The organism is Kineococcus aurantiacus (genome assembly GCF_013409345.1).
GTDB classification, from domain to species: Bacteria; Actinomycetota; Actinomycetes; order Actinomycetales; family Kineococcaceae; genus Kineococcus; species Kineococcus aurantiacus.
In genome coordinates, this window is sequence record NZ_JACCBB010000001.1 from 4414817 (window position 1) to 4433591 (window position 18775).

Annotated in this window: 14 protein-coding genes, 1 tRNA gene and 2 pseudogenes; 13 read left to right on the forward strand and 4 right to left on the reverse strand. The window is 75.4% G+C overall.

Features of this window, described 5'->3' with window-relative positions; genetic code table 11:
* Genes BJ968_RS21085 through BJ968_RS26005 form a run of 3 tightly spaced genes read right to left on the reverse strand, consistent with a single transcriptional unit; the run spans window position 1 to window position 4174 of the window.
* Window positions 1-2121, reverse strand: coding sequence for a transglutaminaseTgpA domain-containing protein (locus BJ968_RS21085; protein WP_179755179.1), 2121 nt, complete (start codon window positions 2119-2121; stop codon window positions 1-3).
* Window positions 2118-3182 (reverse strand): DUF58 domain-containing protein, encoded by a 1065-nt coding sequence (locus BJ968_RS27010; protein ID WP_179755181.1) that lies wholly within the window; start codon window positions 3180-3182, stop codon window positions 2118-2120. The genes BJ968_RS21085 and BJ968_RS27010 overlap by 4 nt, the downstream gene beginning before the upstream one ends.
* A complete protein-coding gene (locus BJ968_RS26005; RefSeq protein ID WP_343078195.1) occupies window positions 3179-4174 on the reverse strand; it encodes an AAA family ATPase in 996 nt (331 codons plus the stop codon). Before BJ968_RS26005 ends, BJ968_RS27010 begins: the two co-directional genes overlap by 4 nt.
* A gap of 152 nt (window positions 4175-4326) precedes the next feature.
* On the opposite strand from BJ968_RS26005, the gene BJ968_RS21100 reads away from it, so the two are divergent.
* Window positions 4327-4411 (forward strand) — tRNA-Leu (locus BJ968_RS21100).
* 294 nt (window positions 4412-4705) lie between these two features.
* On the forward strand, window positions 4706-5014 hold the full coding sequence (locus BJ968_RS21105; protein WP_179755185.1) for a hypothetical protein: 309 nt from the start codon (window positions 4706-4708) through the stop codon (window positions 5012-5014).
* 1030 nt (window positions 5015-6044) lie between these two features.
* On the opposite strand, the pseudogene rraA reads toward BJ968_RS21105, so the two are convergent.
* Window positions 6045-6397 (reverse strand): annotated as a pseudogene (gene rraA, locus BJ968_RS21110) (ribonuclease E activity regulator RraA); the annotation flags it as partial.
* A 699-nt stretch (window positions 6398-7096) separates the two neighbouring features.
* Here rraA and BJ968_RS21115 point away from each other — a divergent pair.
* From BJ968_RS21115 to BJ968_RS27195, 11 genes and pseudogenes are all read left to right on the forward strand, one after another.
* Window positions 7097-8050, forward strand: a complete 954-nt coding sequence (locus BJ968_RS21115) for a LuxR C-terminal-related transcriptional regulator (protein ID WP_179755187.1) — start codon at window positions 7097-7099, stop codon at window positions 8048-8050.
* A 70-nt stretch (window positions 8051-8120) separates the two neighbouring features.
* On the forward strand, window positions 8121-8474 hold the full coding sequence (locus BJ968_RS21120; protein ID WP_179755189.1) for a hypothetical protein: 354 nt from the start codon (window positions 8121-8123) through the stop codon (window positions 8472-8474).
* Entirely contained in the window at window positions 8471-11230 is a 2760-nt protein-coding gene (locus BJ968_RS21125) for a glycosyltransferase (RefSeq protein WP_179755191.1), read from the forward strand. The genes BJ968_RS21120 and BJ968_RS21125 overlap by 4 nt, the downstream gene beginning before the upstream one ends.
* 10 nt (window positions 11231-11240) lie before the next feature.
* The gene (locus BJ968_RS21130; protein WP_179755193.1) at window positions 11241-12842 is read left to right on the forward strand and encodes a phage tail sheath family protein; all 1602 of its coding nucleotides are present in this window, start codon (window positions 11241-11243) and stop codon (window positions 12840-12842) included.
* 28 nt (window positions 12843-12870) lie between these two features.
* Window positions 12871-13386: a phage tail protein gene (locus BJ968_RS21135; RefSeq protein ID WP_179755195.1), complete on the forward strand. Its 516-nt coding sequence runs from the start codon at window positions 12871-12873 to the stop codon at window positions 13384-13386.
* A complete protein-coding gene (locus BJ968_RS21140; RefSeq protein WP_179755197.1) occupies window positions 13364-14101 on the forward strand; it encodes a hypothetical protein in 738 nt (245 codons plus the stop codon). Before BJ968_RS21135 ends, BJ968_RS21140 begins: the two co-directional genes overlap by 23 nt.
* Entirely contained in the window at window positions 14098-14799 is a 702-nt protein-coding gene (locus tag BJ968_RS21145) for a hypothetical protein (protein WP_179755199.1), read from the forward strand. The genes BJ968_RS21140 and BJ968_RS21145 overlap by 4 nt, the downstream gene beginning before the upstream one ends.
* Window positions 14796-16076: a Pvc16 family protein gene (locus tag BJ968_RS21150; RefSeq protein WP_179755201.1), complete on the forward strand. Its 1281-nt coding sequence runs from the start codon at window positions 14796-14798 to the stop codon at window positions 16074-16076. Before BJ968_RS21145 ends, BJ968_RS21150 begins: the two co-directional genes overlap by 4 nt.
* Complete coding sequence (locus tag BJ968_RS21155; RefSeq protein WP_179755203.1) at window positions 16073-18085, forward strand: AAA family ATPase; 2013 nt, start codon at window positions 16073-16075, stop codon at window positions 18083-18085. The genes BJ968_RS21150 and BJ968_RS21155 overlap by 4 nt, the downstream gene beginning before the upstream one ends.
* Window positions 18082-18351: a hypothetical protein gene (locus BJ968_RS21160; protein WP_179755205.1), complete on the forward strand. Its 270-nt coding sequence runs from the start codon at window positions 18082-18084 to the stop codon at window positions 18349-18351. The genes BJ968_RS21155 and BJ968_RS21160 overlap by 4 nt, the downstream gene beginning before the upstream one ends.
* Window positions 18352-18550: 199 nt before the next feature.
* Window positions 18551-18757: pseudogene (locus tag BJ968_RS27195) on the forward strand (eCIS core domain-containing protein); the annotation flags it as partial.
* Between the last annotated feature and the right edge of the window lie 18 nt (window positions 18758-18775).

The window sequence follows — 18775 nt, forward strand, 5'->3', positions numbered from 1 at the left end:
TCACCGGGCCTCGCCCGCCCCACCCGCCCCTGCACCCGCCCGCAGCGCCAGCACCGCGGACGACGCAGCCTCCAACGCCGCCCGCGCCCCGTCCAGTTCCGCCCGCGGGGGCAGCTCGCGCCCGTAGCAGGCGCGTTCCACCACGGCCAGGGCGCCCGGCACCGCGTCCCACGCCCCTCCCAGCGCACCCGCCGGGCCCTGCGGGCCCGCCGCGACCAGCCGGTCCCGCCACGCCGAGACGCCCTCGGCCGCCCCGCGCCGCCACGGCACCGGCACCGCCGCGTCCCAGCGCCGCACCGCCAGCAGCAGCGCCGCGACCGCCGGGTCGGCGCGCCGCTCCGCCGCGGCCACCGGCACCGCCGCCGCGTCCCGGCCCGCCCGCCGCACCAGCCACCACGCCAGCCACCACGCCAGCGCGGCGACGACCAGCAGCGCACCGGCCAGGCCGTACCGCAGCCCCGGCCCGGCCAGCACCGCGGCTCCCGCGGACTGCACCCACGACCACAGCCGCGCCCACGCCGAGGACCCGGCCCCCGACCCGGCCGCCGCCGTGCCCGCCGTCGGGTCCGAAGACACCCATCCCGTGCCCGGCACCCACACCTCCACCCACGCGTGGGCGTCCTCGGCGCGCAGCACCCGGCTCCCGCCGCTCTCGGTGCCCCCGGCCAGACCCGTCACCAGCCGCGCGGGGAACCCCGCCGAGCGCAGCAGCACGACCTCGGCGGCCGCGAACTGCTCGCAGAAGCCCACGCGGTCGGTGAACAGGAACGCGTCCACCGCGTCCCGGCCCGGGGCCGGCACCGGCGAGTCCACCGAGTACCGCGCGTTCGCGCGCAGGTACGCCGCCACGGCCCGCGTCGCGGTCACCGCGTCGCCGCCCGCGGCCAGCCGCACCCCCAGGTCCCGCACGCGCGCCGGCACCGAGACCGGCAGCTGGGACCACCGCTGCGCGTCCACCGGGCCCACCGAGCCCACCGCCCGCAGCCCCTCGTCGTCCACCGAGGGCACCACCCGTGAGGTGATCTCGTAGGTGGTGCCCGCCGGCGTCAGGTGCGTCACGGCCGCGTCCGCCCGGACCCCGGCCGTCGTCGCGACGCCGACCGGGAGGCCCGGCGCCGCCAGCGCCGGGTAGTCGGCCAGGGGCTGCACCGCGTCGGTGCGCTCGTCGCGCGAGGCGCCGTCCGGCACGGGGGTGCTCCAGCGCGTGGCCCCCGCGCGCGCCGTCCAGGGCGTCGCCGGCGACGTCGCCGTCCACGTGCGCCCGTCGTAGGCGTCCAGGACCGCCGAGCGCCACAGCTCCGGCGAGCCCACCGGCACCGACAGCAGCGGCGTGTCCGGCAGCTCACCGCGCGCGGACGTGTCGAGCGTGCCGCCCGCGTACGCCTGCGCCGAGCGGTCGGCGGCCCCCAGGTCCCCCGGCGCCCCGTCCGCGCCCAGGGCGCGGGCCGACGCCGCCAGCTCCGCCGACCCCAGGGCCCGTCCGCCCTGGGGGGTCGGCACGAGCAGGAACAGCACCAGCGCGGCCGTCGAGGCCGCCGACACGCCGAGGACCGTGCGGCGCACCTGGACGCGGTCGGCGGGCCGGTGCGGCACCGAGGAGGCCGTGCCCGCCAGTGCCGCCACCGAGACCAGCACCGCGGGCCCCACCAGGGCGTTCGTGGGGGAGACCCCCGCGGCCGCCACCGTCACCAGGACCGCCAGCCCCAGCACCGCGCGCACCTCCCGCGCCGTGCGGGCCACCGCGAACTGGCGCACCGCCACGGCGCTCGCCAGCACCGGCCAGATCCCCAGCGCACCGCGGTCGGCCACGACCTGCGGGGACCACGCCAGCGTCGCCAGCGCCCCGAGGACGCCGACCCCCTGCAGCACCCCGCGCAGCTGCCCGTGCGAGTCCCCCCGCGAGTCCCCCCGCAGCCGCTGCAGCGCGACCGCCGCGAGCACCGCCGCGGCGGTCGTCACGACCGCCCCGCCGGGCACCCCGTCCGTCACGACGAGCCCCAGCACCGCGGCCACGACGGCCACCGCCGCGCACGCCGCGGCCAGCCCCGACGCGACGTGCGTGGCCAGCAGGTCCCCGGCCTCCCCGGTGCGCTCGGACCCGGTGCGCTCCTGCGCGCTCACGACAGGTACCTCCAGCGCTGACCGTCCCCCACCAGCACCCGGCCGTCACGACCCGCCGCCCGCACCGCGAGCTCCGGCCGCGCCACCGCACCGCGCTCGGCGGCCGCCAGCACGTCCAGCGCCGCCAGCCCCTCCGCGGCCCGCCCCCCGGCGTCCAGCACCGCCACCCGGCGGCCCGCGCCGCGCTCGGCGAGCACCAGGGCGCTCGCCGACGCCAGCAGCGCCTCGAAACCCTCCTCGCCCAGCCCGGGGACCGGGTCCAGGAGCAGGACCAGCAGCCCCCGCACCTCGGCCTCGCGCTCGACCACGACGAGCGAGGGGACGAGCGAGGGACCGGCCGGGGCCGACAACGGCCCCCGCCGCGCCGAGGCGCGCCAGTGCACGGCCGAGGCGGGGTCGCCCGCCCGGAACGGGCGCACCCCGGCGAGGTCCTCCACGCCGCGGGCGGACGGGGGGACCGGCAGCGCCGGGGGACGGGTGGGGGCGGGGTGCACCAGGACCGGCGCGGCCACGCGCGCGCTGCGCCGCTGCAGCAGCAGGCCCAGCGCGTCCGCGGCCTGCACGACGGCCAGCGGCCCGGCGCTGGCACCGCGGGCGACGGCGGTGCGCGGCACCGCCAGCTCCACGGCCTCACCGGCGCCCAGGCGCGGCAGGCCCACGTGCACGGCCGCGAACGCGTCGCCGTGCAGGTGCAGCACCACCGGGGGGCAGGACCGGGCGGAGGTGTTGCGCACCCGCACGGCGTGGACGACGGCCTCGCCGACACGGGCCCGGGAGGGCACGCCCACCGAGACGGCCAGGTGCGCGAACGGCGGCGCCGTCACCACGGCCAGCAGCACGGCCGCGACCAGGACGCAGCCGGCCAGGGTCAGCCAGGGGTTGCCGACCCCGAAGGACAGCAGCAGCAGCGCCGGGCCCGACGTCACCAGCAGGATCGGGCGGAACCGCACGCTCGCCCCGCCGGGCAGGTCGGTCACCGGGTCGGTCAGCAGGTGCTCGGCCGGCGCGGCCACCCGGCCGACCACCGGATCGACGACCGGTGCGGTCACCGGTGCGGTCACCGGCGCAGGTCCACCGGCACGGCCTGGACCAGACCGGCCGCCAGCCGCTCCTGCGTGAGGGTCCGCGCCGCCGCCCCGCCGTCCTCGGCCAGGGCGAGCCCGTCCCCGGGCACCAGGCGGTGCGCCAGCACCGGGACCACCAGGGCCTGCACGTCCTCGGGCAGCACGTGGTCGCGGCCGGCCAGCAGCGCGCGCCCCTGGGCGCACCGCACCAGCGTCAGCGCCGCGCGGGTGCCCGCACCCAGCAGGACCCGCGGGTCGGTGCGGGTCGCGCGGCAGAGCCGCAGCGCCAGGTCCAGCGTCGCGTCGGCCACGTGGACGCGCGCGGTCGCCTCCTGCACCGCGACCAGGTCGGCCAGGTCCAGCACCGGCGTCAGCCGCTCGGGGCGGTTGCCGGCCAGCTGCTCGCGCAGCACCTGCCGCTCGACGTCCTCGGCCAGCGGCCCCAGCACCAGGCGCACCGCGAACCGGTCCAGCTGACCCTCCGGCAGCGGGTACGTCCCGTGCTGCTCCACGGGGTTCTGCGTCGCGACCAGCACGAACGGGTCCGGCAGGGCGTGGCGCACGCCGTCGACCGTGACCGCTCGCTCCTCCATGGCCTCCAGGAACGCCGACTGCGTGCGCGGCGACGTCCGGTTCAGCTCGTCCACGAGCAGCACCGGCGCGAACACCGGCCCCGGCACGAACCGGAACCCGCCCGTGGCCGGGTCCCACACCCCCGAACCCGTCACGTCCGCCGGCAGCAGGTCCGCCGTCGCCTGCACGCGGGAGCACTGCGCCCCCAGCGACGCCGCGAACGCCGTCGCCAGCGTCGTCTTGCCGCTGCCGGGCACGTCCTCGACCAGCACGTGACCACGGGCCAGCACCGCCGTGACGAGCAGTTCGACGGCTTGGCGGCGACCGCGCACGACCCGCTCGATCCCCTCGACGAGGGAACGGGCCAGCAGGGACGGGTCGCGGGACGGGCGCGCTTCGAGGAGGGCGTGACTCACAGCCGGTGCATCGGCACCCGCCCCCACCGACCCGACGCGGCGTCGCCCGAGCGGAGCAGCGGTGCGCGCGCAGCGGTGGCCGGGGCGACCTCCCGTGCGTGCTAGGGTTTTCCTCGTTCGCACGGGCCGAAAGGCCTAGGTGAGCACCACTCGTCCGGGTGGCGGAATAGGCAGACGCGCTAGCTTGAGGTGCTAGTCCACGTATAGTGGGTGGGGGTTCAAGTCCCCCCTCGGACACTCGTTGAGACAGCGACGAGACAGGCTCTGATCGGCACCCGTGCCGGTCGGGGCCTTTTTCGTTCCCGGTCCCGATCCTTCCGACGCCCGTGGGGCAACTGCGGGTACGACGGCGGTCTGGGCTAGGTGGGGATCCTTGGTTGTACCCGGAACGCCCGGAGGACGACCTCGTCGAGAACCACTGTGGACGGCATCTCCTCGCCCATCAGCTACGAGTCGGACCACGACGACCCGACGGACCACACCACTTCCGAGACGGGAGCGCACGACCCTCGACCGACGCGGCGAGCGGCCGTGGACGACAACCGCACCTTCGTCGCCCCCCACCCGCCTGACTCTGGCGGACACCTGGCCACCTACCTGCAGCAGCACTCCCGGCACGAGCCGCAGACCCTGTCCGGGTATGCACGACTGGTCCGCCTGCACATCACCCCGCACCTGAGCCAGCTGTTGCTGACCGACATCACTCCCGCGCAGCTGAACCGGCTGGACCGCGTGGTCCGGAGCGCCGCCGAGCTCGCGCACTTCCTGCACGTCGTCCGCGACGACCACTACTCACCAGCTGTGGCGGGTCCTAGCGTCCACCTGAATCCGCCGCGGTGAGGCGTTCGGGCTGCACGGGGCCGGCATCGACCTCCGGCGCGGCACCCTCGCGCTGCGGCACAGCCTGGGGGAGCGCCGCCGCGGCGGACGGGGGTGCCGGTCCTGAGCAGCCTCGAGGGCGGCCGGGCCCACGTCATCGCCATCGACGACGAGACCGTGCACGCCCTGCGGCTGCAGCGGGCCACTTGTTCGCCCGTGTCCTCAGCCGGAGTGTCCGGGAAGGCTGTGCGGTGATGACGAAGCAGCGGTCCGCCGAGCTGCGAGCGCGGACGCGGGCGACAGATGCGAATGCGAGCACGGTCCTGCCCTGGTCGTCCGCGGCGAGCAGGAGTTCACCCGCCCCCCCGGGGAGGACCCCGCACCGTTCGGGTGGGTGGTCCTGGCTCCTCGACCCCGTCGACCCGATCGTCGACGTAGCCCGGCTCCGGAGGCCCCGCCTCCACACCACGGTGAGTGCCGGGGCCGAGAAGTTCCGGGCGAACAGGGCCCCGCGCCGCTGTGAGAGAAGTTGGCTCATCGGAGCAGATGTAGCCCGAGAGTGTCCCTTGAACGAGCTGGTGGTCGTCGTGGACCCGGTGAGGTGGCGGCCACCTGGCGTGCCCCGGGGCTCGACGACCTCGGTGGGCGGGTCCGTTCGATCCGGGTCACCAGCGCTCAGCCGCCGCTCTTCCCGGCTTAACCAGCGTCCGCGGTGCAGGAAGTTCTTCTTCTGCTGTGAGGGCTTCGCCGCGTCGTCATCAGCACGGTCTCGACCCTTCGCCCTCGGTGCGCGCCGAGGAGGGCCCGCTCGGACAACCCGGCACCCGACGAGTCGCTGCGACGGGAACTCCATCGGGGAGGCCACGGGCCAGTGGCCGGGGTGGTCCCGCCGGCGGCCCAGGCAGGATCCCGCGACGCCGGGGATGCGGGCTCCACCAGTCACGTCCTGGCGGAACTTCCCGGGGGAACGGCCTGCTGCGGCCTGCCCGGACATGGCGTAGCCAGGCTGGAGCGCCCGTCCGGTGGGCCGGCCAGGAGACCGGCCGTCGACTCAAGCGGACAGGACGACGCCGTCCTCGTTGGCCCACAGCCGGTCCCCGGGGAGAAGGTGCAGCCGCCGAACTCCACGGGCACGCCGCATTCACCCGCGCCGGTCTTGGTGCTCTTGCGCGGGTTGGACCCCAGCGCCTCGATGCCCAGGGGGACGCCGGCCAGCACCGCGACGTCGCGGACCGCGCCGTGGATGACGATCCCGGCCCACTCGTGGTCGACGGCGATCCGGGCGATCACGTCGCCCATCAACGCGGTGTGCAGGGAGCCGCCGCCGTCGACGACGAGGACCTGTCCACGGCCCGGCTCGCCGAGCACGGACTTCAGCAGGGCGTCGTCCTGGAAGCACCGCACCGCCACCGACGCCGACGGGCGGCCGTTGTGGGTCCCACCGGTCGAGCCGGGCTGCACCCGTGACCTGAACGCCGCGCTCGCACGCCTTGCCACTGCTCCGCGTCGCCGTCAACCGCGACGTCCCGACGCTGGCCGACGAGGCCTGCACCGGCGCCGGCGCCGGCATCCGCGTCCCTGTCCGTCACCACCCTGAGGTGGGCAGGTCCTGGATCGAAGTAGGCGGGGGTGGAACCCGTACGTGAACTTCGCGCGCGCCTTCGTCGAGCACGGCATCGCCCACCTGAAGAGCCGCTGGCAGGCGCTGCACCGCGTCAGCCTTTGCCGTGGCGCACCTCTGCCGTCATCAGGTGCTGGCTGCGCTGACCCGGCAGACACCCCTTGAGCGCCACGTCGGAGCGCCCGGTGGTGTGGCGTTCACGACCTCACCCGGCCCGGTGGGCAGCGACGACATCGGCGTGCTGAGGCGGGACCCCGACGGCTCTGCCGAGCGCTCAGCGCTTTCAGCGGACCTACCCCGTGCTGCGCCTGCTCCGGCAACTGGTGGCCCCTGGACGGGCCCCTGCAGCGTCGGCCGGCAGCCTGCCCAGGACCGAGGCCTCGTGCCGACCTGACGAGCACCACCAGCGCCACCGTGCTCGCGAGCCCCGAGACGACCGAGGCGCAGCCGCTGTCGTGCCGGGAGCGACGGGCTCCCTCGGCGTGAACGCCGGGCACTCCGGGCATTGCGACACGCCGAACCGTCACGGCAACCTGACTGGTGCCGCTGATGCGGCGTCGACGATCCGCGTGCCGACAACGGGAGTCGCGATGGACGATCGGAAAGGCGACACGGGGCGTCCGCAGGGGGCGCCGACCTCGACCAGCGGGCACATCGGGTTGCTCGTCGTCGACGACTGTTGCCTCTACCGCCAAGGGCTGGTCTCGATGCTCGGCAAGGAGCCCGACGTGGCGGGCGTCCTCGCCGCGTCGGACCAGCACGACGCCGATGCAGTGCTGGAGGGGAGGGGCGTCGACCTCGTCCTCGTCAGCATCTCGACGCCAGGGAGCCTGGAACTGGTGAGTGCCATCCGCAGGCGCGCCCCGACCACCCACACGGTGGCCATCGGCGTCGCGGACAGCGACAGCGAGATCATCGCCTGCGTCGAATCGGGCGTGGCCGGGTACGTGCTCCGCAGCCAGTCCTTCGCGCACCTCATGACAGTCGTGCGCAGCGTCCTGAACGGGGAGAGCGTCGTCTCACCGCACACGTCTGCGGCTCTCATGCGTCGGCTCGCCGCGCTGGCCGACGAGCGCGCGCCGCGGGTACCGGTCCTCACCGACCGGGAGGACCAGGTCCTTCGACTCATGGACCACGGCTTGTCGAACCAGGAGATCGCCGACCGACTCTTCATCGAGCTCCGCACGGTGAAGAACCACGTGCACAACATCCTGGCCAAGCTGGGTGTCTCCCGGCGGGGTCAGGCTGTCGCCCTGATGCGAGGCGTGGCGAGCGGGTCGTCGCGAGGCGGGCCCGGGAACGGTGGCGCAGGGGAGCGCGGGCGGGCTCCTGCCGGTCCGGTGACCGGGAGGGGGAAGGTCGGAACCGCAGCGGGAACCCTGCCGACCGGCCGCGACACGATGCCGGCCTGGTGGCTGAGCGCCGACAGGTCCTAGTCCCCCTCCCTGCGGTCGATGGATCGTCCGCTCCATTCTCCCCGAGCGGGAGTCTCGCCAGACTGGATCGGTGACCATCCGGGTTGCGCTCGTGGACATGCCCCTCCTGCTCGCCGACGTCGTGCGGGACGCGCTCTCCTGCGACGGTGACGTGTCCATCGAAGTGGTCGCGGAAAGCACCGACCTGGCCCACGTGCTCGAGGCCGACCTCGATCTCCTGGTCGTCAGCGGACCGGACCCGGAGTCGTACGACCGGACGTCGGCGCTGCTGCGCCACGGGCGGCCCCGCGGTCTGGTGGTCGTCTCGTCCGATGCCCGCAGCGCGTGGCTGCACTCCTGGTGCCCGTGCGTGCGGCCGCTCGAGCAGGTGAGCGGGGCGGGCCTGTGCGCAGCCGTGCGCCAGGCGGCCGAGGACCCGACGTGACCGGCCCGGTCCCGGACACGCCGGTCGCCGTGAGGGACGACCCGCGCGACGCCAGGGCCGTCGCACAGGGCGGCACCGACGAGGACCTCCCCCGGGTCAGCTGCATCATGCCGACCTGCGACCGGCGGCGGTTCGTCGGCCAGGCGGTGCGGTACTTCCTCCGCCAGGACTACCCCGACACCGAGTTGGTCGTCGTCGACGACGGGTACGACGCGATCGGCGACCTGCTGCCGGACGACCCACGAATCCGGTACGTGCGACTCGATGCGCGCGCGTCCCTCGGGGCCAAGCGCAACATCGCCTGCCGCGCGGCCGTGGGGCAGGTCATCGCGCACTGGGACGACGACGACTGGTCCGCCCCGCACCGCCTGCGCACTCAGGTCCGCACGATGCTCGACGCCGGCGCCGACCTGTGCGGGTTGCTGGAGGTGATCCACTACCGGCTGATGCGCGCCGACGCCTGGCTGCTGCGAGGCGACCCCGACCGGCGGGAGGTGGCCGGCTGCTCGCTGGTCTACCGGCGTGCCGTGTGGGAACGAGGGCCCTTCCCCGACGTCTCGTTGCGTGAGGACGCGGTGTTCCTCGAACGGCTGGATCCGGCTCAGGTGCTGGCCCTGGCTGACCGCACCCTCCTCGTCGCCGTCGTCCACGACCGCAACACGGCGGCCCCACGACCCTCGGCGCCACGCTGGTGCCCCGTGACGCTCGACGAGCCGAGCCGGCTGATCGCCGCGGACGCCCCCTTCTACACGGCGATCCGCACCGGTCGGCCGGTGCCGCTGGCTCCGACCGTGCCGGCACGACCTCCGGTGACCGTCGCCGCGTGCTTCGACGTCCACTCGGGGTACGGGGCGACTGGGGAGTACCTGGCGCTGTCGTTGGCGCGGACGGGAGCCGCGGTGCGGGCGATCCCGTTGGGCATCGACCGGACGGGTCTGAGTCCCGAGTTCCTCGACCTCCTCGGCGCCGCCCCGGCGGAGGGGCCGGTCGTGTACCACTCATGGGTCGGACCCCAGCTGGACCGGTTCGCCGGACGGGAGGTCTACGCCTCGACGATGTACGAGGTCGACCGGCTCCCGCCGGACTGGGTACCGCGACTCGCCGGCGCCCGAGCGGTCGTGGTGCCCTCCACGTTCGTGGCCGACGCCTTCCGGGCCAGCGGGGTGACGAGTCCGCTGGTCGTGGTACCGCTGGGCGTCGACCCGGCGGTCTACCACTGGGAGCCGCGGCCCGACCGCGAGGGGCTCACCACCCTCCTCGTCGGCCCGCACGACCAGCGCAAGCACACCGCGCTGGCCATCGAGGCGTGGAAGCGCGCCTTCGCCGACGACGCCACCGCCCGGCTCGTCCTCAAGAGCGGGTACGAGGGCCGGGACTACGTGCCGGACGACCCGCGCATCACCTACGTCGACCGGATCGAGCGCACTCGGGGCATCGCGGACTGGTACCGGTCCGCGGACATCCTGCTCGCCCTGGGCAACGAGGGGTTCGGCATGCCGCTGGTCGAGGGCCTGGCGACCGGGATGTCGGTGGTCGCGCTGAACGCCGAAGGTCAGGCGGACGTGTGCCGCGACGCGGGCGAGCTCGTGCACGCCGTCCCACCGGCCGGGCGGGTCGCCGAGCGGGACAGTCTCGGTCGGGTATACGGCCATCGAGCCGTCCCCGACGCCGGCGCGGTGGTCGAGCGACTGCGGTGGATCGCCGACCACCGCGAGGAGGCTCGGGCGCGCGGGCGGGAGGGTGCCGCCTGGGTGCAGCGCAACCGGAACGTCTGGACCGTCGGTCCCGGTGTGCTGGACGTCGTCGGCCACCACGGGGAGCCGCGCCATCGCCGGATCGGTCGTGCGCTGTGGGTCACCTCGCTGGGGACCGCGTGCGGCGTCGCCGCCTACACCTCGCGCCTGCACGACTTCGTCCCGGGGGCCGCGCTGACCCGGGACGAGCCGCCGATCGGCTCGGCCGGGGACGTGGTGCACCTCCAGCACGAGTCGTCGCTCATCGACGCCGACCGCGTGGAGCGGTACGCCGTGCGCGCCTCGCGCCACGGCGTCCGGTTCGCGGTCACCGCGCACACCGTCATGCCCTCGGCGCTGCCGTGGGAGAAGCACGTGCACGCGCTCGTGGCGGCGTCGAGCACGGGGGCGGCCCGGCTGCGGGCGCGGCACCCCCGGATGCCCGTCGCCCACATCCCGCTCGGGTGCGAGACGTGGCGCTTCCCGCGCAAGCCGCGGCGCGGTCGCACGGTCGGGTTCTTCGGGTTCCCGGGCGCGCACAAGGGCCACCGTCGCCTGGCCGACGCCCTGCGTCGCGTGCGGGGGTGCGAGGTCGTCATGTACGGCTTCGGGCACGACGCCCTGGGGAGCCTGGACGAGTGGCCGGCGGACGTCCCGGTGCGGTGGGACTCGGCGTGGCTGCCGCTGCCTGAGGTCGCCGCACGGCTCGCCGCGGAGGCCGACGTGCTGGTCTTCCACTACGACGAGATCGGGCACAGCTCGGCGAGCTCGGCGGTGCTCCTGGGCCTGTCCACCGGGGTGCCCGTGCTGACCTCGGACACCACCTGGTTCGTCGACCACGGCGACGCCGTCGTGCGTGCCGGCCGCGACGCCGACGGCCTGGCCGCCGGGCTCGAGCGCCTGCTCGCCGACGACGAGCTCCGGGCCGCGACCGTCACGGCGGCGCGTGAGCACTGCGAGGCGAACTCGTGGACCCGCACGGCCGCGCGCTACGTCGACTTCTGGAACACGCTCGAGAACTGAGGGACGGACGATGCGAACTCCCACCTACCCCGGGGTCTACGTCGAGGAGATCCCCAGCGGGGTGCACCCCATCGCGGGGGTGAGCACCTCCGACACCGCGTTCGTCGACTTCTTCCTCGAAGGTCCCGTCGGTGTCGCCACCCGCGTCGGGGGGTTCGACGAGTTCACGCGCCGGTTCGGTGCGCTCACCCCGAAGAGCTCAGCCGGCTACGGCGTCATGCAGTACTTCACCAACGGTGGGCAGGTCGCCTGGATCGTCCGGGTCGCCACGGACTCGGCGCAGCCCTCCTCCGCCACGCTCGACACCGGCGGGTCGGGACCTGGTGGGCCGACCCTGGTGGTGTCCGCCATCAGCCCGGGGGAGTGGGGCGACAGCCTCCAGGTGGGCGTGGACTACCGGGTGGACGACCGCACCACGCAGTTCAACCTCGTCGTGCGGCGCACCGCGACGGTCGGTGGACGGGTCCGCGTGGTCGCCTCGGAGGTGCACCGGAACGTGCGGATGGCCGCCAGCGGACCGCGCAACGTCCTGGCCGTCGTGACCGCCGCATCGTCGCTGATCACCGTCACCGAGGCCGACGGCGGCGTGGGCGAGCGCCCCGCCGAGACGGCCGGCGACGTGACCTCGGCCGCCGTCCTGACCAGTGCCGCCGCAACCGGCTTCATCCCCCTCGGCCAGGGGATCGACGGCGGCGCACCCGGCGCGGACCAGCTCCGGACGGGGCTCGCGGCGCTGGAGCGGATCGAGCCCGCCGTGGTCAACCTCCTGTGCATCCCGGCCGCGGCGACGCTGGACGAGGACGCCATCGGGTCGACGCCCAACCTCGCCGCCGTCGCCGGCGAGGTGGCCGAGTTCTGCGAGCGGTACCGCTGCTTCCACCTCGTGGACATCCCGCAGGGCGTGGACACGACCGAGCGGATGGTCGCGTGGCTGGACCAGAACAACGTCCGGGACCGCAACGCCGCCGTCGCGTTCCCTCGGCTGAAGATCGTCGACCCGGACCCCGATCGGGACGGTGCACTGCTCGACGTCGCCAGCAGCGGCACCCTGGCCGGGCTGATCGCCCGGACGGACACCGACCGCGGGGTGTGGAAGGCGCCCGCGGGCACGGCGACCCAGCTGCGGTCAGTCGTGACGCCGTCCGGCCCCCGGCTCAACGACGACGACAGCGCGGTCCTCAACCCGCTGGGCGTCAACGTCATCCGGACGCTGCCGGTGTACGGGATCGTGAGCTGGGGAGCTCGCACGCTGTTCGGCGCGGACGTGCAGACCAGCGAGTGGAAGTACGTGCCCGTCCGGCGCACGGCCCTGTACCTGGAGGAGAGCCTGCGGCAGGGCCTGCGGTGGGTGGTCTTCGAGCCCAACGACGAGGGGCTGTGGTCGCAGATCCGGCTCAACGTCGGCGCGTTCATGCAGTCGCTGTTCCGCCGCGGCGCGTTCCAGGGGCGCACGCCGCGGGAGGCGTACCTGGTCAAGTGCGACTCCGACACCACGACCCAGGCCGACATCGACCGCGGGATCGTCAACGTCCTCGTCGGCTTCGCGCCGCTCAAACCGGCGGAGTTCGTCTTCATCCAGCTGCAACAGCTCACCCGTCCGCCCGAGCAGTGAGCAGCGTGCGGGGCACCCAGGAGGAACCATGGCTCAGTTCAGCGTGAACGCTCAGCGCTTCGACCCGTACCGCAACTTCAAGTTCCGGGTGAAGTGGGACGGGCGGTACGTGGCGGGGGTCAGCAAGGTCAGCGGCCTCAAGCGCACCACCGAGGTGGTCAAGCACCGCGAGGGGGGCGACCCGAGCAGCAGCCGCAAGACACCCGGCCGCACCGAGTACGACGCCGTGACCCTCGAGCGGGGCCTCACCCACGACCGGGAGTTCCACGACTGGACGAACAAGGTGTGGAGCTACGGCACCGGTCTGGGCGCCGAGACGTCGTTGAAGGACTTCCGCAAGGACCTCATCATCGAGCTCTACAACGAAGCCGGCCAGGTCGTCGTCGCCTGGAAGGTCTACCGCTGCTGGGTCTCCGAGTACCAGCCGCCGGAACTCGACGCGAACGCGAACGCGGTCGCGATCGAGCGGCTCAAGATCGAGAACGAGGGCTTCGAGCGGGACACCGAGGTGGCCGAGCCGCTTGAGCCCACGCTGGCCTCGTAGCGCCGTGCACGCCTCGGCCGTGCTGGCGGCGTGGGAGCGGGCGGCGGGCACCGCCGGGCACGAGCGTGCGCTCGCGCTCCTCGACCCGGCCGACGCCGACCCCGACCGCCCGCTCGGAGCGCGCGACGCCGACCTGCTCGTCGTCCTGCGCGACGTCCGCGGGCCCGACCTCGACGCGCTCGCCACGTGCCCCGCGTGCGGCACGACGCTCGAGGTGCACCTGCCCGTCGACGACCTGCGGGCCGGGTACGTCGGGCCGGGTCCCGCCGGGGCGCTCGCCGGTGGCGGCGCTCTCGTCACGGTCGCGATCGGCGCCGTGGTGGTGCGTGTGCGACCACCGGCGACCGCCGACCTCCTCGCGGTCTCCCACCTGCCGACGGTCGCCGCCGCGCGCGCCGCCCTGCTCGCGCGGTGCGTCCTCGACGTCACGCCGGCCGGGGCGGTGCTGACCGACGACGTCGTCGCCGAGGTCGGCCGGCGCCTGGAGGAGTCCGATCCGCTGGTCGACGTCCGTGTCCGCGTCGTGTGCGCGGAGTGCGGGCACGCCTGGGCCGCGCTCCTCGACGTCCCCGAGCTCGTGTGGGCCCAGGTGAGCGGCGTCGGGCGCCGGCTGCTCCGCGAGGTGGACGTGCTGGCGCGGCGGTACGGGTGGTCCGAGGGCGACATCCTGGCGCTGAGCGAGGAGCGCCGACGTGCCTACCTGGACCTGCCGTGACGGACTTGTTCACCCGCCTCGCCGCCCGCGCCCTCGGCGTCGGTGCGCCGGTGGTCGACGCGCGGGTGCTGGAGGACCCCGGGCCGCTCCCCGACCCCGACCGCGAGCTCGGCGCCGACCCCGGCGTCGACCACGCGCCCGTGCCGCCGCCGGCCGCCCCCGTCCTCCGGCCCTCTCCCACGGCGCCGGCGGCCCGCGAGCAGCCGGCGCCCGCACCGGTGCACGCCGACACCCCCGCACCCGAGGCGCCTCGGACACCGGTCCCGACGACGCCCCACCCGCCGCACCGGACGCCACCGCCGCCCGTGCTCGCCCCCGTGCCGGTCATCGTGCCCGCCGGACGTCCGGGCCCGCTGCCGGTCTCCGTCGACGACCCGCCCGACGTGGCCCTGCTCCGGGGCGGGACCGTCCCGGACGGCGTCGTCGCCGTAGCGCAGGTGCCGCGGAGCGCGACGACGGGCGCGCTCGTGCTCACGCCGCGGCCGGCGCCCGCGGGGCCACCCGACCTCCCCGATCCGCCCGACCGGCCGGCGCCACCCACCGCTGCGCCGACCGTGCACGTGACCGTGGGCCGCATCGAGGTCCGCCTGCACCCGCCGCTGCGGGCGTCGCGCGACGGTGACCCGGCCGCGCCGCCCGCCGCCGCGCCCGCCCTGAGCCTGGAGGAGTACCTGCGCCGACGGGAGGAGCCCTCGTGACGACCTCCCTGGGGATCGCGGCCACCACTGCGGTCATCCGGAGCCTGCTGCAGAACGCTCTCCCCGAGGCGCAGCTCAACGGCGTCCTGGGCCCCATCACCGTGTCGGCCCTGCCGCCGGACCGGATCTCGGAGTCGGCGGAGACGAGCCGCCTCAACCTGTTCATGTACCAGGTGCGCCCCAACACCGGGTGGTCCACCGCCGAGCTGCCCTCCGCCGCGGCGAGCGGGCGTCGCACCGCCAACCCGCCGCTCGCCCTGGACCTCGGTTACCTGCTCAGCGCCTACGGCAAGGACAACTTCCACGGCGAAATCCTGCTCGGCTACGGGGCGCTGGTGATCCACCGGACGCGGGTCCTCACCCGGGCGGCCGTGCAGCAGACGTTCGCCGGCTCGCCCCCGGCGGACCTGACGCTGCTCGCGACCGCCGAGCTGGAGAGCCAGGAGGAGCTCGTCTCGCTGTCCATGGAACCGCTGACCACGGAGGAGATGTCGCGGTTGTGGCAGGTCTTCGGCGAGCGCTACCGCCCGTCGATCGCCTTCACCGCGCACGTCCTGCTCCTGCGGGCCGACGACCCGGTGGCACCCCCCGGACCCCCCGTCCTGATCAGCCGGCTCGGGGTCACCACGTCGATCCACCCCACCATCACCGCGGTCGAGCCGCGGGTCGCGACCGCCGGGACGACCACCCACCTGGAGCTCGTCGGGACCAGCCTGCTGACTCCGCGCACGCGGGCTCTGTTCGGCTCCGGGGAGGCCGAGGACCCGCAGCCCGGATCCACCCCGCTGCGGGTGAGGGTCCCGCTGCCCGGGACGCTGAGAGCCGGTGTCAACACGGTGCGGGTCCAGCAGCCGGCGCTCTTCGAGGGGGAGGAGCGGCCCGGGGTGGAGTCGACCGTGGCGCCGTTCGTCCTGCGACCCGCCTTCACCACCACGGGAGCGGGAATCCCGAGCATCGTGGTGAGCGGCGGCACCCCCAGCGGTCCCCGCATCTCGGCCACCGTCACCGTGCGGCTGCGCCCCGACGTCGGCCGGCGGCAGGACGTCCGCCTCCTGCTGACCCAGACGGGAGCCGCCGCCGGAGCGGTCCCGCACGCCGCCACCGTCGCGGCGCCGTCGCGGGCGGCCGCCGCCGCGGACAGCACCGACACGATCGCCTTCCGGGTCGACGACGTCCCGCGCGGTGACTACCTGGCACGCGTCCGGGTCGACGGCGTCGAGACCGAGCTCGGTCAGGTGAACGGCGTCTACGCCGAGCCGGTGGTGGACCTCAGATGAACGCCGGTCCCTCGCTCGCCGCCCGCCTGGCCGCCGTCCGGGCGGCCCTGGCCCTCGCGGTCGGCCAGCGGCTCGACCCCGTCACCGCGCCGGCGCCGACCGACGACGGGCTCGACGGCGTCGTACGAGCCGCCGGGCTGACGCCGTTCGAGCGGGACGTGCTCGTCCTGGCCGCCGGCTGCGAGCTGGACCCGGGGATCGCCGCGTTGTGCGCCGCCGCGCACGGCGACCCGGGACGGCGGTTCCCCACCCTGGGGCTCGCGTTGCGGGTCCTCGACCAGCCGCACTGGGACGCCGTCCTCCCTGACGGCCCGCTGCGCGGGCTGGCGCTGGTGGACCTCGACCCCGGCGGGTTGCTGGACGTCCGGCTGCGGGTCGAGGAGTCGGTCATGCTCGCCGTGGTCGGGCTGGACCCGGTGGACCAGCGGCTGGCTGAGTTCGCCGACCCTCGCGCTGCGGCGTCCGTGCGCGCCGTCACCGGTTCCCCGGCAGCGGACACCGACAGCACCTGGGACTCGGAGCCGGACGCGGGCCCGGGCGTGACGGCGGGCGAGCTGCTGCCCGACGCTCACCGGGAACTGCTGGAGGAGGCCGCCGTGCGGTGGTCCGGTGGGGCGCTGGCCCTGCGCGGAGCGCAGCACGCGGACCGGGTCGCGTTCGTCCGGGCGCTCGCCGCCCGGCTCGGCGCCCGCCGCTGGTGGCACCTGCGTGACCTGCCCGTCGATTCCCTGGAGCGGCAGGGGCTGGCCCGCCGCCTGGTGCGCGAGGAGCGCCTGACCGGTGCCCCCGTCGTCCTGGAGATCGACGACCTCGGTGACACGGGCCTGCGGTTCGCGGCGCGCCTGGCCGACACCGGGGCACGTGTGGTGTGGTCCAGCGCGTCCCCGCGACCGCACCTGCCGGCACCGCGGTGCGCCGTGGACCTGCCGCCGCGCACGCTCGCGGAGAACGTCGAGCTCTGGCGAGCGGCCCTGGGACCGCGCGCCGCGGGTCTGGGCAGGCAGGTGGAGCGGCTCGCCGGGCAGTTCCGGCTGCCGGTCGACGACCTCCAGGAGGCAGCCGGCCTCGTCGGCGACGCGGTCGGCGATGCGGTCGGCGGCGAGGCTGCCGGCAGCCCACGCCCGTGCGGCCAGCCGGGTGGCCGGACCACCAGGGGCAGCGTCGGCGCGGAGCTGTGGACCGAGTGCCGCCGCCGCGCGCGGACCGGTCTGGTGGGGCTGGCCGAGCGCGTGGAGCCGGCGGCGACGTGGGACGCGCTGGTGCTGCCGGACCGCGAGCGGGCTCAGGTCGCGGACGTGCTGCGGCACGCCCGGCACCGCGCGACCGTCCACGAGCGGTGGGGCGTGGGCCGCACCGGCGGGGTGAGCGCGCTGTTCGCCGGGCCGAGCGGCACCGGCAAGTCCTTCGCGGCCGAGGTGGTCGCACGGGAGCTCGGGGTGGACCTGTACCGGGTCGACCTCGGCGGCGTGCTGAGCAAGTACATCGGCGAGACGGAGCGGCACCTCAGCCGGTTGTTCGACGCCGCCGAGGCCGGCGGGGCGCTGCTGCTCATCGACGAGGCCGACGCGCTGTTCGGCAAGCGCAGCGAGGTCCGCGACAGCCACGACCGCTACGCGAACATCGAGGTCAGCCACCTGCTGCAGCTGATGGACGCCTACCGCGGTGTCGCCGTCCTGACCACCAACCTGCGCGGCAACCTCGACGACGCCTTCCTGCGCCGCCTGGGCTTCGTCATCTCCTTCCCCTTCCCGTCGGCCCGCGAGCGACGGCTGTTGTGGGAGCAGGCGTTCGGCCCGGCGGTTCCCGTGGGGGACCTGGACCCCGTGCGCATGGCGCAGCTCACGCTCAACGGCGGCAGCATCCGCAACGTCGCCGTCCACGCCTGCTTCCTCGCCGCCGAGCGGGGCGGCCCGGTGCAGATGGCCGACGTCCTGGCCGGGGCCCGGGTGGAGTACGCCAAGCTCGACCAGCCCCTCACGCCCGGCGAGCTGGCGGGGTGGGCGGCGTGAGCGCGGGCGGCGGTGACGTCCGGGTGACCGTCGAGCGCCTCGTCGTGGAGACCGACGGCGCCGTGCGCGCCGACCTCCTCGCCGCGGCGTTCGTCGACGAGCTGACCCGGCTCGCACGGCGCCGCGTCCCGCCCGGCTCCCGCACCGCCTCGGCTCGTGGCCCGCACGACGCCGTCGGTGACCCGCGGACCGAACCGGTGCGTGCCGGCCGCGCTGTGGCGGCGGCTGTGCACGCCGCGCTCCTGGCGGAGGTGGGACGTGCCTGAGCGCACCTGGTCCTCCCCCCGCACGCGTCCGGACCCGGGACGCTCCGACCGGAGCCGGGCGGACGCCGGTCGCGGTGCCCGCGGGCGCGAAGTGGCCGCACGCCAGGACCCGGGCGAGCGGGGTCGCCCCGCGCGGCCGGGTCCGCGCGAGGCCGAGCAGCGCCTCGCCCACGTCGTCCGGCTGCCCGCGCCCGCCGGCGTGCCCCTGGACCCTCGGCTCGCCGACCGGCTCGGCTCCCGCCTGGGACGCGACCTCAGCGCCGTCCGGCTGCACCACGACTGGTTCGCCGCCGAGCTGGCCGAGGCCCTGGACGCCCGAGCCGTCACGCACGGGGACGACGTGTACCTGGGCCCGGACGCGCCCGGGCCGGGCATACCGGTCGGCACGCAGCTGCTGGCGCACGAGCTCGTCCACGCCGACGGT

Coding starts and splice junctions, on each gene's coding strand:
- BJ968_RS21135 (WP_179755195.1), top strand. CDS start 12,871: ATGGCTCAGTTCAGCGTGAACGCTCAGCGCTTCGACCCGTACCGCAAC.
- BJ968_RS21130 (WP_179755193.1), top strand. CDS start 11,241: ATGCGAACTCCCACCTACCCCGGGGTCTACGTCGAGGAGATCCCCAGC.
- BJ968_RS21155 (WP_179755203.1), top strand. CDS start 16,073: ATGAACGCCGGTCCCTCGCTCGCCGCCCGCCTGGCCGCCGTCCGGGCG.